The sequence below is a fragment of the Stenotrophomonas sp. S41 genome (assembly GCF_016624625.1).
In the GTDB taxonomy this organism is placed as follows: domain Bacteria; phylum Pseudomonadota; class Gammaproteobacteria; order Xanthomonadales; family Xanthomonadaceae; genus Stenotrophomonas.
Window position 1 is genome coordinate 1 of sequence record NZ_JACVTV010000106.1, and the last position, 15,206, is coordinate 15,206.

The 15,206-nt window shown below is 67.7% G+C and carries 14 protein-coding genes and 1 riboswitch; of the genes, 7 read left to right on the forward strand and 7 right to left on the reverse strand.

The genetic code is table 11. From position 1 onward, the window contains the following. Positions 1-66: 66 nt before the first annotated feature. Entirely contained in the window at positions 67-873 is an 807-nt protein-coding gene (locus tag IAE56_RS17480; protein ID WP_200753404.1) for a DUF2884 family protein, read from the reverse strand. Between the two features lie 567 nt (positions 874-1,440). Here IAE56_RS17480 and IAE56_RS17485 point away from each other — a divergent pair. Continuing rightward, a complete protein-coding gene (locus tag IAE56_RS17485; protein WP_108767354.1) occupies positions 1,441-3,843 on the forward strand; it encodes a ribonucleoside-diphosphate reductase subunit alpha in 2,403 nt (800 codons plus the stop codon). A 115-nt stretch (positions 3,844-3,958) separates the two neighbouring features. Continuing rightward, complete coding sequence (locus tag IAE56_RS17490; RefSeq protein ID WP_049433139.1) at positions 3,959-4,978, forward strand: ribonucleotide-diphosphate reductase subunit beta; 1,020 nt, start codon at positions 3,959-3,961, stop codon at positions 4,976-4,978. A 161-nt stretch (positions 4,979-5,139) separates the two neighbouring features. On the opposite strand, the gene IAE56_RS17495 is transcribed toward IAE56_RS17490, so the two are convergent. Continuing rightward, a complete protein-coding gene (locus IAE56_RS17495; RefSeq protein ID WP_200753405.1) occupies positions 5,140-5,775 on the reverse strand; it encodes a LysE family translocator in 636 nt (211 codons plus the stop codon). A gap of 93 nt (positions 5,776-5,868) precedes the next feature. On the opposite strand from IAE56_RS17495, the gene IAE56_RS17500 reads away from it, so the two are divergent. From IAE56_RS17500 to IAE56_RS17510, 3 genes are all read left to right on the forward strand, one after another. After that, positions 5,869-6,291, forward strand: coding sequence for an acyl-CoA thioesterase (locus IAE56_RS17500; protein ID WP_164075603.1), 423 nt, complete (start codon positions 5,869-5,871; stop codon positions 6,289-6,291). Positions 6,292-6,334: 43 nt separating this feature from the next. Next, entirely contained in the window at positions 6,335-7,141 is an 807-nt protein-coding gene (locus tag IAE56_RS17505) for an NAD-dependent protein deacetylase (RefSeq protein WP_200753406.1), read from the forward strand. Between the two features lie 129 nt (positions 7,142-7,270). Continuing rightward, positions 7,271-8,374 (forward strand): NADH:flavin oxidoreductase/NADH oxidase, encoded by a 1,104-nt coding sequence (locus tag IAE56_RS17510; protein ID WP_200753407.1) that lies wholly within the window; start codon positions 7,271-7,273, stop codon positions 8,372-8,374. Positions 8,375-8,377: 3 nt separating this feature from the next. On the opposite strand, the gene IAE56_RS17515 is transcribed toward IAE56_RS17510, so the two are convergent. Beyond that, positions 8,378-9,289 carry a LysR family transcriptional regulator gene (locus IAE56_RS17515; protein WP_200753408.1) on the reverse strand — a complete coding sequence of 304 codons (912 nt, stop codon included), beginning with the start codon at positions 9,287-9,289 and terminating at the stop codon, positions 8,378-8,380. Between the two features lie 122 nt (positions 9,290-9,411). Between IAE56_RS17515 and IAE56_RS17520 the strand changes: the two genes are divergently transcribed. Next, positions 9,412-9,666 carry a DUF2798 domain-containing protein gene (locus IAE56_RS17520; protein ID WP_200753409.1) on the forward strand — a complete coding sequence of 85 codons (255 nt, stop codon included), beginning with the start codon at positions 9,412-9,414 and terminating at the stop codon, positions 9,664-9,666. A gap of 60 nt (positions 9,667-9,726) precedes the next feature. Then, positions 9,727-10,578, forward strand: a complete 852-nt coding sequence (purU, locus tag IAE56_RS17525) for a formyltetrahydrofolate deformylase (RefSeq protein ID WP_200753412.1) — start codon at positions 9,727-9,729, stop codon at positions 10,576-10,578. Between the two features lie 86 nt (positions 10,579-10,664). Here purU and pncA read toward each other — a convergent pair whose 3' ends face one another. From pncA to IAE56_RS17545, 4 genes are all read right to left on the reverse strand, one after another. Beyond that, on the reverse strand, positions 10,665-11,291 hold the full coding sequence (pncA, locus tag IAE56_RS17530; RefSeq protein WP_200753410.1) for a bifunctional nicotinamidase/pyrazinamidase: 627 nt from the start codon (positions 11,289-11,291) through the stop codon (positions 10,665-10,667). Positions 11,292-11,347: 56 nt separating this feature from the next. Beyond that, positions 11,348-12,019, reverse strand: coding sequence for an epoxyqueuosine reductase QueH (locus IAE56_RS17535; RefSeq protein WP_108767361.1), 672 nt, complete (start codon positions 12,017-12,019; stop codon positions 11,348-11,350). A 140-nt stretch (positions 12,020-12,159) separates the two neighbouring features. Further along, positions 12,160-12,389: riboswitch (cobalamin riboswitch) on the reverse strand. Positions 12,390-12,498: 109 nt separating this feature from the next. Next, positions 12,499-13,908 carry a nicotinate phosphoribosyltransferase gene (locus IAE56_RS17540; protein WP_200753411.1) on the reverse strand — a complete coding sequence of 470 codons (1,410 nt, stop codon included), beginning with the start codon at positions 13,906-13,908 and terminating at the stop codon, positions 12,499-12,501. A 65-nt stretch (positions 13,909-13,973) separates the two neighbouring features. Then, on the reverse strand, positions 13,974-15,029 hold the full coding sequence (locus IAE56_RS17545; RefSeq protein WP_200753413.1) for a bifunctional nicotinamide-nucleotide adenylyltransferase/Nudix hydroxylase: 1,056 nt from the start codon (positions 15,027-15,029) through the stop codon (positions 13,974-13,976). Positions 15,030-15,206 lie beyond the last annotated feature (177 nt).

Sequence of the window (15,206 nt, forward strand, 5' to 3'; positions counted from 1 at the left end):
CGTTTGAGCCTGAAGTCGTCCTTGCCTAGGCAAGGACAACACGGTATCTACAACAGCGCGGCGGGCCTATCGGCTCGGCGCCACCGCATCATCCTGCGGCTGCTCGCGCACGCTGGCCGCCACCTGCACGCCCTCACTGCGCTGGATCAGCCGCAGCGGCTGCCCCTGGTAGCGCACCTCCAGCGCGTCGTGGGCCTCGGCCACGGCGGCCACCAGCGGGCACAGCGCCTGCGCGCGGGCCTCGATACGCTCGGCGCGGCCTTCCAGCTCCTGTTCCATCTGCGCGTCCAAGCGGTCGGCGCGCTCCTCCATCGCATCGCTGCGGCCGGTGACCATCTGCCACAGCATGCTGCGGGCGATGGACGCGGACAGCGACTCGGCCATGTCCTGCACCTTGGCCTCGAAGCCCGGCCCGAACACCGCCTGTTCCCAGTAGCCCTTGCCCAGCGTGCCGTCGATCCAGTCATCGGCCTGCCGGCGCAGGCGCCGGACCTTGCGGCTGTTGGCGGTGCCGGTGAGGCTCTCATAGACCCCGTCGAGCACGTCAAAGCTCAGTCCGCTCACTTCCTGGGCCAGCGCGGTGGCCGCCGGCATCAGCTGCCGCGCCCCGGCCTCCATCTGCCGCAGGCGGGCGGCGTCGCCCTCGCTGACCGGCACGATCGTGTCGTCCAGGCTCAGCACGCCATCGTGGAACACCACCTCATGCGGCGCCTGCGGGCCATGCCGCAGCCAGATGCCACCGCTGTCCACCAGCACGTCGTAGTCGGTGCGCATGCCGCACTGGTCCGAGCGCAGCTTCGGGGCGTCGCCGGCCAGCACCGGGGCGGTGGCCAGGCAGGCCAGCAGGGCCAGGGCGGGCAGGGGCAGGCGCATGGTGGAATCCTTTCCGGTCAGTGCAGGGCCCCAGCATCCCGCGCCCGCACGGTGCCGTCACCGGCCGGAAGTCACTGCCCGATGGCCATCCAACCGGCCATACCGGCTTTCCCACCGGCTGCCCACCACCTATCCACAGGGTTGTCCCTAGCCAGCTTCATCACTGTCATGTGAAGCTGTCATTGTTCCGTTTCCGCAGCACGTTGTACCGCCGATGTGACGCCTTCCGGGCTTGACTGCGCAGCCCGTTCCGGCAGGTCCAAAGCGTCCAGACGCGGCGCCGATGGCATGATCCTTGCGCCGCAAGGGATTACCAAATTTCACTACATTTGGCGTTGACGGCCCCCATCACCCCCACTATCTTGTGGCCGTCGGTCGCAACGACCCCATCGCTTGGGGTCCGCAACGGGGCTCTACCGCGGTACCCGCCAGCGATCGCCAACCGGCAGTGGAAGGCGCAGGGTCTCACCTCCTGCGACGCCGTCCTGCCACCCTGGGCTGTCATGTCCCGGGTCGAGCAACCCTGATGCATACAGCACCCCCAATCACGCCAAGAGGACACACGCCGTGACCACCGAATCCAGCGCCACCATCGAAAAGGAAAGCGAGTTCCTGCTGACGTCGCCGCCGACGGCCAACGCGATGAGCGTGACCAAGCGCAACGGCACGACCGAGCTGGTGGATCTGAACAAGATCGTGCGCGCGGTGCAGCGTTCCTCCGAAGGCCTGCACGCCGTCGATCCGATGCGCGTGGCCACCCGTACCATCTCCGGCCTGTACAACGGCGCCACCACCCGCGAGCTGGATGAACTGTCCATCCGCACCGCCGCCCTGCTGATCGGTGAAGAGCCCGAGTACGGCCGCCTTGCGGCGCGCCTGCTGGCCAACTACATCGCCAAGGAAGTGTCGGGCCAGGAAATCTACGCCTTCTCGCAGTCGGTCAGCCGTGGCCACGAAGTCGGCCTGATCAACGACCGCCTGCTGAACTTCGTGCAGACCAACGCACGCAAGCTCAACGATGCCATCGACATCTCGCTGGACCTGAACTTCGATTACTTCGGCCTGCGTACCCTGTACGACCGCTACCTGCTGCGCCACCCGCACACCCGCAAGGTGATCGAGACCCCGCAGCAGTTCTTCCTGCGCATCGCCAGCGCGCTGAGCGAGGACGTGTCCGAGACCCTGGCGCTGTACAAGCGCATGGGCAACCTGGACTACCTGCCGTCCAGCCCGACCCTGTTCAATTCCGGCACCACCCACGAGCAGCTGTCCTCGTGCTTCCTGCTGGATTCGCCGCAGGATTCGCTGGAATCGATCTACTCCAAGTACGGCGACATCGCCCAGCTGTCGAAGTTCTCCGGCGGCATCGGCGTCAGCTACACCCGCGTGCGTTCGCGTGGTTCGCTCATCAAGTCCACCAACGGCCATTCCAACGGCATCGTGCCGTGGCTGAAGACCATGGATTCGTCCGTGGCTGCGGTGAACCAGGGCGGCAAGCGCAAGGGCGCGGCCTGCGTCTACCTGGAAACCTGGCATGCCGACGTCGAGGACTTCCTCGAGCTGCGTGACAACACCGGTGACGAAGCCCGCCGTACCCACAACCTGAACCTGGCCAACTGGGTGCCGGACCTGTTCATGAAGCGCGTCGAGGCCGACCAGGAATGGTCGCTGTTCGATCCGCGCGTCGTGCCGGAGTTCACCGACCTGTTCGGCGAAGCCTTCGAAGCCGCCTACCTGCAGGCCGAAGCGCAGGGCAAGGCCAACCGCACCATCTCCGCCCGCAAGCTGTACGCCCGCATGATGCGTACCCTGGCCGAGACCGGTAACGGCTGGATGACCTTCAAGGACAAGTGCAACCGCGCCAGCAACCAGACCTTGCGTCCGGGCAACGTGATCCACCTGTCCAACCTGTGCACGGAAATCCTGGAAGTCACGTCCAACGATGAAACCGCGGTGTGCAACCTGGGTTCGATCAACCTGGGCAACCACTTCGACGAGCACAACGAGTTCGACTTCGAGAAGCTGGCCGAGACCGTGCGCCTGGCCGTGCGTCAGCTCGACCGCGTCATCGACCTGAACTTCTACCCGATCGAAACCGCCCGCCGCGCCAACCTGCGCTGGCGTCCGGTCGGCCTGGGCTGCATGGGCCTGCAGGACGTGTTCTTCCGCAAGCGCCTGCCGTTCGACAGCGCCGAAGCCCGCGCCCTGTCGAAGAAGATCGCCGAAACGATCTACTTCCACGCCCTGGAAACCTCCTCGGAGCTGGCCCAGGAACGCGGCAAGCACCCGTCGTTCAACGACACCCGTGCCGCCAGCGGCGAACTGCAGTTCGACGCCTGGAACGTGGTGCCGGAAGACACCGCACGCTGGGATGCCCTGCGCGCCCGCATCAAGGAACACGGCCTGCGCAACTCGCTGATGATCGCGATTGCCCCGACCGCGACCATCGCCTCGATCGCCGGCTGCTACGAGTGCGTTGAACCGCAGGTGTCCAACCTGTTCAAGCGCGAAACCCTGTCCGGTGACTTCCTGCAGGTCAACCGCTACCTGGTGAACGAGCTGAAGAAGCTGGGCCTGTGGACCGCCGACATGCGCGACGCCATCAAGCTGGCCGAAGGTTCCATCGCCGGCATCGCGCAGATTCCGGAAACCCTGCGCGAGGTCTACCGCACCGCATGGGAACTGCCGATGCGCGCACTGATCGACATGGCCGCCGAGCGTGGCGCCTTCATCGACCAGTCGGCCTCGCTCAACCTGTTCATGGAAAGCCCGAACATCGGCGCGATGTCTTCCATGTACATGTACGCCTGGAAGCAGGGCATCAAGACCACCTACTACCTGCGTTCGCGTCCGGCCACCAAGATCGCCAAGACCACGGTGAGCAGCGCGGCCCCGGCCAAGGTGTTCAGCCCGGACGAAGCCATCGCCTGCTCTCTGGAAAACCCGGAAGCCTGCGAGGCCTGCCAGTAATACATCGCGCGGTGGGTGCCGACCGTTGGTCGGCACTGCTGCTCGACTGCAGAAAATACCAAGGTAGCGCCGGGCCACGCCCGGCGTTTTGACCCGAGAATTCAAGGAAACACCCATGGCCGACAAGCCCAAGCAGATGCTGCTCGATCCCGGTTTTGAACTGACCCTGCGCCCGATGCGCTACCCGCAGTTCTATGACATGTACCGGAACGCGATCAAGAACACCTGGACGGTGGAAGAGATCAACTTCCAGATCGACATCACCGACCTGCACAGCAAGATGTCGCCGGGTGAGCGCCACCTGATCCACCGTCTGGTCGCGTTCTTCGCCACCGGCGATTCGATCGTGTCCAACAACCTGGTGCTGAACCTGTACCAGCACTTGAACGCGCCCGAAGCGCGCATGTACCTGTCGCGCCAGCTGTACGAAGAAGCGCTGCACGTGCAGTTCTACCTGACCCTGCTCGACAACTACCTGCCGGATCCGGAAGAGCGCGTCAAGGCCTTCGCCGCGGTGGAGAACATCGACTCGATCAAGAAGAAGGCCGACTTCTGCTTCAAGTGGATCGACTCGATCCAGGATCTGAAGCGCATCGAGACCCGTGCCGAGCGCCGCCAGTTCCTGCTGAACCAGATCTGCTTCGCTGCGTGCATCGAAGGCCTGTTCTTCTTCGCCGCCTTCGCCTACGTGTACTACTTCCGTTCGCGCGGCCTGCTGCCGGGCCTGGCCTCGGGCACCAACTGGGTGTTCCGCGACGAGAGCGCGCACATGGACTTCGCGTTCGAGTCGGTGCGCGTGGTGCGTGAGGAAGAGCCGGACCTGTTCGACGAGGAAATGAAGCAGCAGGTCTATGACATGCTGGCCGAAGCCATCGAATGCGAAGTGCAGTTCGCCGAGGACGTGCTGTCCGGTGGCGTGGCCGGTATCTCGACCCGCGACATGCGCCAGTACCTGCAGCATTGCGCCGACCAGCACTTCGCCAAGCTGGGCATGGAAAAGAAGTACAACGTGCGCAACCCGCTGCCGTTCATGGAACTGCAGGACGTGCAGGAACTGACCAACTTCTTCGAACGCCGCGTCTCGGCCTACCAGGTCGGCGTGCAGGGCGAAGTCGCCTTCGACATGAACTTCTGATCGAACCGGTCAGGTCTGTCGCAACGAAAAACCCCGGCAATGCCGGGGTTTTTTGTGGGTAGCGCCGGGCCACGCCCGGCGTGCGTGCTTTCGTAGAGTCGAGCTTGCTCGACTGCTTTTCGCGAACGGCAGTCGAGCAAGCTCGACTCTACAAAGCGTGGTTACCGCCGCCCTTCCACCGCCATCCGCACGGCCAGCCCGGCCAGCACCGTGCCCATCAGCCAGCGCTGCGCGGCCTGCCAGCTCGGTCGTGCGGCCAGGAACGCCGCAATGCTGCCGGCCATCAGCACGATCACCGTGTTCACCGCCAGGCTGACCGCGATCTGGGTGAAGCCCAGCACCACCGACTGTGCCAGCACGCTGCCGTGGCCGTCCGGGTGCAGGAACTGCGGCAGCAGGGACAGGTACATCACCGCGATCTTCGGGTTCAGCAGGTTGGTCAGGAAACCCATCGCGAACAACCGGCGCGGGCTGTCCACGGGCAGCGCATGCACCGCGAAGGGCGAGCGGCCGCCCGGCTTCACCGCCTGCCAGGCCAGGTACAACAGGTACAGCGCGCCGCCGATGCGCAGCGTGTCGTAGGCGAAGGGCACGGTCATCAGCAGGGCGGTGATGCCCAGCGCCGCGCACAGCATGTAGAACAGAAAGCCCAGCGCCACCCCGCCCAGCGACACCAGCCCGGCGCGGCGGCCCTGGCAGATCGAGCGCGAGACCAGATAGACCATGTTCGGCCCGGGCGTGAGCACCATGCCCAGCGACAGCAGGGCGAAGGCCAGCAGGTCGGTGGCGGCGGGCATGGCGGCGTTCCGTGCGGTGGGCGTGGCGCAGTGTAGCGCCGCCTGCACCGGGCCTGGCTTAAAATTGCCGCACCCCACACCAATGGCCTCGCCATGACCCCCATCCCCGAAACCGTGCCGCCCATCGAAGTGCGCATGGCCGAAATCGTCTTCCCCAACCACACCAACCACATGGGCACCCTGTTCGGTGGCCAGGCGCTGGCGTGGATGGACAAGGCCGCCTTCCTGGCCGCCGCCCGCTACTCGCGCCGCACCGTGGTGACCGCGCGCAGCGACCAGGTCGATTTCAAGCTGCCCATCCGCATCGGCCAGATGGTGGAAACCGTGGGTCGCATCGTCGAAGTGGGCCGCAGCTCGATGAAGGTCGAGGTGGAGCTGATTGCCGAAGACCTGCACAGCGGCGAGCGCAAGCTGTGCACCCGCGGCCACTTCGTGATGATCGCGCTGGGTGATGACGGCCAGCCGACCGCCGTGCCGCGCCTGCCGGGCGCCCCGGCCGCTGACCCGGCCAGCTGACCACGCGCTTGCGGGGACGCCCGCGCGCCCCCATTTCGCTGCCATGACCCCGCCGCTGACCGACTTCATCGACCGCGCCCAGCGCCTGTTCGTGCTGACCGGTGCCGGCTGCAGTACCGCCTCGGGCATCCCCGATTACCGCGATACCGACGGCCAGTGGAAACGCACGCCGCCGGTGACCTACCAGGCCTTCATGGGCGAGGCGGCCACCCGCCAGCGCTACTGGGCGCGCAGCCTGCTGGGCTGGCCACGCTTCGGCCTGGCCCTGCCCAACGGCACCCACCAGGCGCTGGCCGCGCTGGAAGCCCGCGGCACACTGCAGGTGCTGCTGACCCAGAACGTGGATGGCCTGCACCAGCGCGCCGGCAGCCGGAACGTGATCGACCTGCACGGGCGGCTGGACCTGGTGCGCTGCATGGGCTGCGAGCGCCGCAGCGGGCGCGAGGATTTCCAGCAGCGCCTGCTCGATGCCAACCCGGGCTGGGACGCGCTGGACGCGGGCATCGCCCCGGACGGCGACGCCGACCTGGAAACCGACTTCTCCGCCTTCGTGGTGCCGGATTGCCCGTACTGCGGCGGCCTGCTGAAGCCGGACGTGGTGTTCTTCGGCGAAAACGTGCCGCGCGAGCGCGTGGCGGCCGTGCACGAGCACCTGCAGCAGGCCGATGCGGTGCTGGTGGTGGGTTCCTCGCTGATGGTCTATTCCGGCTTCCGCTTCGTGCAGGCTGCCGCAAAGGCCGGGTTGCCGGTGGCGGCGCTGAACCGCGGCCGCACCCGCGCCGATGACCTGCTGCAGTTCAAGGATGAACGGGACTGCGCCGAGGCGTTGGCGGGTTTCGCGACCCGGTAGCGCCGGGCCATGCCCGGCGGGCAACGGCGGCCGCCGACGCGCCCCCGCGAAACAGCGATCCATCCAGATGGTTGATCCGCAGGCCGTGCAGCGGTGCAATACGCACCCCCTACGCATGTCCTTACCGTCTTGAGCCAGCTGTTCTCGCCGATGTCCTTCGGCCCCCTGACCCTGCCCAACCGCATCGTGATCGCGCCGATGTGCCAGTACTCCGCCGAACAGGGCCGCGCCAGCGACTGGCACGCCATGCACCTGGGCAACCTGGCGCAGTCCGGCGCCGGCCTTCTGATCCTGGAAGCCACGGCGGTCGAGCCGCGCGGGCGCATCAGCTGGGCCGACCTGGGCTTGTGGGACGAAGAGACCGAGGCCGCGCTGGCGCAGGTGCTGGCCAGCGTCCGCCGCTGGTCGTCGATGCCGCTGGGCATCCAGCTGGCCCATGCCGGCCGCAAGGCCTCCACCGCCCGCCCGTGGGACGGCGGCCGCCAGCTGTCGGCTGACGATGCCAACGGCTGGGCCACCGTCGCCCCGTCGCCGGTGCCCTTCCATGCCGCCGACCCGGCACCGGAGGCGCTGGATGAAGCCGGCATCGCCGAGGTCATCGCCGCCTTCGCCGCCAGCGCGGTGCGCTCCGAGCGCCTGGGCTTCGAGCTGATCGAGATCCACGCCGCGCACGGCTACCTGCTGCACCAGTTCCTGTCGCCGCTCAGCAACCGCCGCACCGACGGCTACGGTGGCTCGCTGCCGAACCGCCTGCGCCTGCTGGTGGAAGTGTTCGATGCGGTGCGCGCCGCGGTGTCGGACAAGGTGTCGGTGGGCGTGCGCATTTCCGCCACCGACTGGGTCGACGGTGGCTGGGACCTGGTGCAGAGCGAAGCGCTGGCGCAGATTCTCGACGCACGCGGCTGCAACTTCCTGCACGTGTCCAGCGGCGGCCTCGACGAGCGCCAGAAGATCAGCGTCGGCCCGGGCTACCAGGTGCCGTTCGCGGCGGCCATCAAGGCCAAGAAGCTGCGCATGCCGGTCATCGCGGTCGGCCTGATCACCGAGCCGGAACAGGCCGAATCGATCCTGCGCCACAACCAGGCCGATGCCATCGCCCTGGCCCGCGGCATCCTGTACGACCCGCGCTGGCCGTGGCACGCCGCTGCCGCGCTGGGCGACAGCGTGGTGCCGTCGCCGCAGTACCTGCGCTGCGAGCCGCGCGAAGCGCGCAACGTGTTCCGCGCGCGCTGAGCCTCAGACCTGCCAGGCCGGCGCGATGCCGGCCTGCAGGTGTTCGAACAGCGCGCGGATCTTCGCGGTGAAATCGCGGCGGTCGCTCACGCAGAAGAACACCTCCATCGGCTCCGGCTGCCAGTCGCTGGCCGGGCCGAACACCGCCTGCAGGCGGCCATCGCGCAGATAGGGCTCGGCCACGAACGCGGCCAGCCGGGTGATGCCCGCGCCTGCAGCGGCCAGTTCGGCCAGCGCGTCGATGTCATCGCAGACCATGCTCGGCGGCAGCGCCGCGTCCACCCGCTGGCCGTCCTTCAGCAGGCCCCAACGCAGCGGCCGGCCATCGGTGGGGAAGCGGTGCAGCAGGCCGCGATGGCCGTTCAGCGCGGCCGGATCGGCCGGCGTGCCGTGCGCCTCCAGGTAGGCCGGCGAGGCACAGAACACGAACGGGATGCGCGCCAGCGGCCGCGCCACCAGCCCGTCTTCCAGCTGCGCGCCGATGCGGATGCTGGCATCCACCGCTTCCGGCCCGTGCTGCACGGCGCGATCGCTCAGGCGCAGTTCCAGCTGCAGCTGCGGGTAGCGCTGCTGCAGGCTGGGCAGCAGCGGTGCCAGCACGTGGCGGCCGAACGCGCTGCTGCTGGCGATGCGCAGCGGCCCGGACGGTTCGATGTCGCCGGCGGTGACCATCGCCTGCGCGCGCGTCAGGTCGGCCTCGATGTGCCGCACCTGCGCCAGGTACACCGCACCGGCTTCGCTGAGTGCCAGCTGCCGCGTGCTGCGGTTGAGCAGGCGCACGCCCAGGTGGGCTTCCAGCCGGTTGATGTTCTGGCCCACGGCGGTGGCGCTGATGCCAAGGTGGCGGGCCGCGGCGGCAATGCTGCCGGTCTCTGCGGTGCGGGTGAAGCTGCGGATGAGCTGCAACAGGTTCATGACCGGCCAGCTTGCCACGGAAGCCGGCAAGCGTGGCTTGGGTCTGCACCAAGCGCGAGAGGGCTGTGCACGGGCCGCCGCACCGCTAGCCTGCCGGCCCACTTCATTCGATGCGATGTGCCATGGCCCACCCCCGAACGCCCCGCTGGAAGCTGCACGCCCGCAGCACGCCGTTTGTCTTCGCCTTCTTCATGGCCGGCCTGATGGCGCTGCTGATGTGCCTGGTCATCACCGCGGCCAACGCCGGACTGGGCAGCGACTACCTGGCGCGGGTGCTGGCCGCCTACCAGATGGCCATGCCGGTCGCGTTCTGTGGCGTCCTGCTGGTGCGTCCGCTGGTGGTGCGGCTGGTGGCCTTGACGGTGCATCCGCACTGAAGATCGGTTGCATCTGACAGCATTGTGCATCGCGGCAGGATGCTGCCCTACACTCGGGCGATGCGCCCCGATTCCATTCTTACCCTGTCCTGCCCCGACCGCACCGGCATCGTCTACCGCGTGTCCGGGCTGTTGTTCGACCACGGCTGCAACATCCTCGACGCCCAGCAGTTCGGCGATGAGGAGAGCGGACGCTTCTTCCTGCGCGTGCATTTCGACCGCGACGCCAGCCTGCCGCTGGACACCGTGCATGCAGCAATGGCCGGGCTGGCCGCCGACTACGGCATGGACTGGCAGCTGCACGACGGTCGCCGCCGCGCGCGCCTGCTGGTGCTGGTCAGCAAGCAGGGCCATTGCCTGAACGACCTGCTGTTCCGCGCCCACAGCGGCCAGCTGAAAGTGGACATCGCCGCGGTGGCGTCCAACCACGCCGATTTCGCGCCGCTGGCCGCGTCCTACCAGGTGCCGTTCCACCACCTGCCGGTGAACGCGGACACGCGCGCCGTGCAGGAACAGCAGATCATCGACCTGGTCGAACGCGAGCGCATCGACCTGGTGGTGCTGGCGCGTTACATGCAGATCCTCTCACCCACGCTGTGCCGTGCCCTGGCCGGTCGCGCGATCAACATCCACCACAGCTTCCTGCCCAGCTTCAAGGGCGCGCAGCCGTACCACCAGGCGCACGCGCGCGGGGTCAAGATCATCGGTGCCACCGCGCACTACGTGACCGAGGATCTGGACGAAGGCCCGATCATCGAACAGGACGTGGCCCGCGTGGACCACGCGATGGCGCCGCGCGAACTGGTGCGGCTGGGCAGCGATACCGAATCGCAGGTGCTGGCGCGTGCCGTGCGCCGGCATGTGGAGCACCGCATCCTGCTCAACGGGCATCGCACGGTGGTGTTCCGGTAATTGTCTACCCCGCGTCCGCCGGGCATGGCCCGGCGCTACCAACGGGCGTGATCCGGTAGCGCCGGGCCATGCCCGGCGGTCACGCCTCAGACGATCGCAATCCCCGCCTTGCCCAGCGCCTCACGCACCATCGCGTCGTTGGCTTCGGTAACCGGCCGGGTCAGGTCCCAAAGGAACTTCACCCGGAAGCCGGATTTCACCGCGTCCTGCGCGCTCCACAGCACGCAGTAATCGCGCGCCAGGCCGCACACGTGCACCTCGCGGATGCGGCGCTCATGCAGCCAGCCGGCCAGCCCGGTCGGCGGGCGTTCGCCCTCCGGGCCATGGTTCTCGCGGAACGCGCTGTACGAATCCACCTGCTGGCGGGTGCCCTTGCGCAGGATCAGGTCGGCCACGGTCCAGTCCACGCCCGGGTGCAGCGCGGCGCCGTCGCTGCCCTGCACGCAGTGGTCCGGCCACAGGGTCTGCGGCTGCGCGTGCAGCAGGATGCTCTCGAACGGGCGCGTGCCGGGGTGCTGGCTGGCGAAGGAGGCGTGGTCGGCCGGGTGCCAGTCCTGGGTGGCCACCACCGTGCGGTAGCGGCGCTGCGCCAGCAGCTCGGCAATCGGCGCCACCAGCGCATCGCCCTGGTCACAGGCCAGCGCGCCACCGGGCATGAAGTCCGGCTGCAGGTCGATCACCAGCAGGGCGACATCGGCGGGCAGGGCGGTCATGGCAGGGTCCAGCACAGCAGAGGGGGCGACCAGCGTGGCCGCCCCCCGCGCACACGTCAATCGCCCTGCGGCGTTTCAGCCTCCTGGCCGTAGTACAGCAGGCCGATCTTGATGCGCTCGCGGCCGGTTTCGCGGCGGTGGCGGTTGGCATCGCGCAGCGAATACACGCAGCCGCAGTACTCCTGCTGGTAGAACTGCTCGCGCTTGCTGATCTCCACCATGCGGCTGGCTCCGCCGCCCTTGCGCCAGTTGTATTCCCAGTACTGCAGGCCTTCGTAGCGCGATGCCGCGCGCACGCCGCAGTCGTTGATCTGCGTCATGTTCTTCCAGCGCGAAATGCCCAGCGACGAACTGATGGTGTCGTAGCCGTGCTCATGCGCGTACAGCGCGGTGCGCTCGAAACGCATGTCGAAGCACATCGTGCAGCGGATGCCACGCTCGGGTTCGTTCTCCATGCCGCGCGCGCGGCTGAACCAGTTGTCGGTGTCGTAGTCGCAGTCGATGAAGGGGATGCCGTGCTGCTCGGCGAAGCGGATGTTCTCCTGCTTGCGCAGCTCGTATTCCTTCACCGGGTGGATGTTGGGGTTGTAGAAGAAGATCGCGTAGTCGATCCCGGAGGCGGTGATCGCCTCCATCACTTCGCCCGAGCAGGGCGCGCAGCACGAATGCAGCAGCAGGCGCTTGCCGTCGGCGGGCAGGGACAGGGCGGGGCGTTGGAACTCGGTCATCGTCGGGTGCATCTGGGCGTGGGCAACGGGTCTGGCCGGAAACCGTGAACAGGACGCGCGCGGCCACGTCGCCTGCACGCGCAGGACGACATTGGCCCCGGCAACCTCCCCGCGGAGATTCCAGGTCGAGTCAGGGGACGGTCGTGTCCCCCGGCCGGGGCCGGTATTCGGGCTGATGGACACGGGCCGCAGCCCACCTACTACCTGCCGCTTCCCAGGCGCGAGCCCAGTGCTGTTGGCAGGATTCGTTTCCATTCACCGCTGCGGGGCAGCTCCGGAATGGGCGCGTAAGGCGCCTTCACCGGATTCCCGTTTAAATCCCTGCCGTTGTCGCAACGACGGCAGGGATACCTTCGGCGTGCCCACGGTGGACGCGTTGCCGGCCAGGGTCAAGGGGCAAGGGGGGCAGAGCCCTGCGGAAGGAAGGGGTCGGATCCCGCTGCCACGCAGCGGGCTCTGACCCCGGGCGGGACGAACCTTCAACGCCCCGCCGCAGCCCGCGCGCGGATGTCCTCCAGCCGCTGGTCGTACAGCAACCGGCCGTTCTCCCACACGGTCACCATCGCATCCTCGAAGCCGGCCGGCAGGGTGTCGTCACCGCTGGCCGGCAGCGCCACCGTATGCAGGCTGCCATCGACCTGGCGGCGCAGCAGGCGCATGCGGCCGCGCTTGCTGGTCTTGCCGGCATCCGTGATCGGGTCCTTGTAGACGTCGATCCAGGCACCGTCCACCCGCGCGGCCGAGCACTTCAGCGCGAACTTCTGCGTATCGCGGTCCAGCCGCTGCAGCAGCGCGCCGCCCATGCCGAAGGCCACGTTGTCGGCGGCGTAGCCGTCAGCGGTGATGCGCTGCAGGATGGCGCGGATCGTATCCGGGTTGATGCCATCGCCCTGGATTACCCGCACGTGGTTGAGCACGCGGTAGCCCTTGACGTTGATCGTGTGGCCAAAGGCCTCGTCCAGGCGGCGTAGGCTCTCGGCCACCACTTCCACCGGGTCGCCCGAATCGGGGCGGATGACCAGGGTCGCGCCGGAGGCGATCACTTCATCGCGCAGGGTGGTGCCCCAGTGTTCGCTGATGGCGCGGTAGATGTCATAGCTGTCCGACACCACCGCGACAATCGCACCGGGCTTGCCGAACTGGCGCAGCATGTTGCGGTACGCATCCACTTCGCGCTCGCGGCCCCAGCTGGTGATGGTGCTGTGCTCGGCGGCGGGAATCGAATAGCCGGCCATCGGCGCGTGGTAGTGCGCGCGGGCCAGGCACAGCGCCGAGACGGTGTCGGTGCCGAGAAAGTTGACCAGGTGCGCGGCACCGCCCAGCGCGGCCGACTGCAGGCTCGACACACCGCGTGCGCCGAAGTCGTGCAGCTTGAACGGCAGCTGCCCCTGCGGGTCGTCGCTGGTCTGCTGCAGGAAGCCGGCGATGGTCTGCCGCGCATGCCAGCTGATGGTGGCCACAGTGACCGGGTACCACACGCGCAGCAGCAGGGTTTCCAGGTACGACGGCACCCAGAACGCGGCCGGGTCGGTCGATTCAATGGTCATCAGCGCTTGGTGCGTGGGCACCACGCTGCCCTCGGGCACGGCGCGGATGCGTACCGGCAGGTGGCCGCCGAGGCGATCGACGATATCGCGCCAGCCGGCTTCGTTGAACGGTTCGCCATGTGCGGCGAATACCGCGGCGGCGTCGTCGATATCGGCGTGGGTGACCGGCCGTGACAGCGCGTCCTTGAGGATCGCCTGCAGGCCGAAGAACACCGTGCGGTCATGCAGGCCGCCGCGCGATTCCACGTAGAAGAACGTGGCATCGGTACCCGGCGGGTACTGCAGCCAGTGGCTGGCCTTGTAGCTGTCGGTGTCGAGGAGAAGATTATCGAGGTAATGCATGACGGAAGCTCCTTCGCGTCGAGTGACACCGGCGGTCTATCCGCCGGTGGGGAAAGCCGGTCGGGTCAGCCCCGGCCGAGGAAATACTCCAGGATGTGCAGGTGGTCTTCGAACAGCTGCGGGCCCATCTCCAGTGCTTCGCTCACCGGAATCCAGCGCGCCTTGTCGGCGTCGTCGCCGCCGCGCACCGCCGGCAGTTCACCGGCCGGGAATTCGAAGTGGAAACCGTGGGTGATGGTGCGGCCGCGCTGGCTGCGGTCGGGGTGGTCGAACACCTGCTGGCTCTTCAGCGAACCCTTCAGCACCGGCAGCGGAATCTTCAGCCGGGTCTCTTCACGCAGTTCGCGCAGGCAGCTGTCGAGCAGGCTCTGTTCCTGGCCGACGAAGCCGCCGGGTAGTGCCCACAGGCCCTTGCCGGGTTCCGAACGGCGGCGTACCAGCAGCACGTGGCCCGAATGCACCACCACCGCATCGGTGGTGACGAAGGTGGGCGCGTAGGGCGCGTCCTTCCAGGCGGCCTTGTACTGTTCGATGAAGCGGTACTCGGCCACCAGCTGGCCATAGGCCGGTGCGCTCTTGCGGAAGGCTTCGAGCATGTCGTACACCGGCGCCGGTACGTTGCCCCGCAGCATCAGCAGCGCACCGTGGAAGTCGACATCGCCGGCTTCGAACAGGTAGCGGCGCAGCTCGGTGGCCGACAGGGTGGCGGTGTGCTGCACGTCCACCAGGGGCCACTGCGGGAATTCGCGCAGGTAATAGCTGGAGGCGTCCTTGTCCATGCCGATCAGGCCGACCTTGGCATCGGCGGCGGCGCCGTCGTTGCGCAGGGCTTCGGCCACCTGGCGCTGTACGTTGGCGATCCACTGGGCTTCGTTGTACAGGTGGTCGCGCAGCGGGCGGATCAGCAGGCGTTCGGTGTGGCCATCGAGGGCGGCCTGGATCATCACGGCGCGTTCGGCCACGGTCCAGGGATTGCGCAGGCTGCGGGGGGTATCGGCAGAGCCGACCAGGAAGATCAGCTTGCGGGCCCGGCTCAGGGCCAGGCGGGCAACGGCGGCGTGGCCGTTGTGGAAGGGCTCGAAACGCCCGATGAAGACGAGATAGTCGAATTCCATGAGAATCCCTCATGTCGTTGTGGTAGCCGCGGGTCTGTCCCTTGGCTTGGTGCTGATGCTACGCCGATGGTTGTGGGGGTCAAGTGTGGGGTTACCTGCGGTAGTGCCGGCCGCTGGCCGGCAACCTCAACTTCAAAAGCTGGCTATCCGTGGGTTGGCGGGGTGGGTCCGGTTGAGGGGGAC

Coding starts and splice junctions, on each gene's coding strand:
- IAE56_RS17480 (WP_200753404.1), bottom strand. CDS start 873: ATGCGCCTGCCCCTGCCCGCCCTGGCCCTGCTGGCCTGCCTGGCCACC.
- IAE56_RS17490 (WP_049433139.1), top strand. CDS start 3,959: ATGGCCGACAAGCCCAAGCAGATGCTGCTCGATCCCGGTTTTGAACTG.
- IAE56_RS17495 (WP_200753405.1), bottom strand. CDS start 5,775: ATGCCCGCCGCCACCGACCTGCTGGCCTTCGCCCTGCTGTCGCTGGGC.
- IAE56_RS17500 (WP_164075603.1), top strand. CDS start 5,869: ATGACCCCCATCCCCGAAACCGTGCCGCCCATCGAAGTGCGCATGGCC.
- IAE56_RS17505 (WP_200753406.1), top strand. CDS start 6,335: ATGACCCCGCCGCTGACCGACTTCATCGACCGCGCCCAGCGCCTGTTC.
- IAE56_RS17515 (WP_200753408.1), bottom strand. CDS start 9,289: ATGAACCTGTTGCAGCTCATCCGCAGCTTCACCCGCACCGCAGAGACC.
- IAE56_RS17520 (WP_200753409.1), top strand. CDS start 9,412: ATGGCCCACCCCCGAACGCCCCGCTGGAAGCTGCACGCCCGCAGCACG.
- purU (WP_200753412.1), top strand. CDS start 9,727: ATGCGCCCCGATTCCATTCTTACCCTGTCCTGCCCCGACCGCACCGGC.
- pncA (WP_200753410.1), bottom strand. CDS start 11,291: ATGACCGCCCTGCCCGCCGATGTCGCCCTGCTGGTGATCGACCTGCAG.
- IAE56_RS17535 (WP_108767361.1), bottom strand. CDS start 12,019: ATGACCGAGTTCCAACGCCCCGCCCTGTCCCTGCCCGCCGACGGCAAG.
- IAE56_RS17540 (WP_200753411.1), bottom strand. CDS start 13,908: ATGCATTACCTCGATAATCTTCTCCTCGACACCGACAGCTACAAGGCC.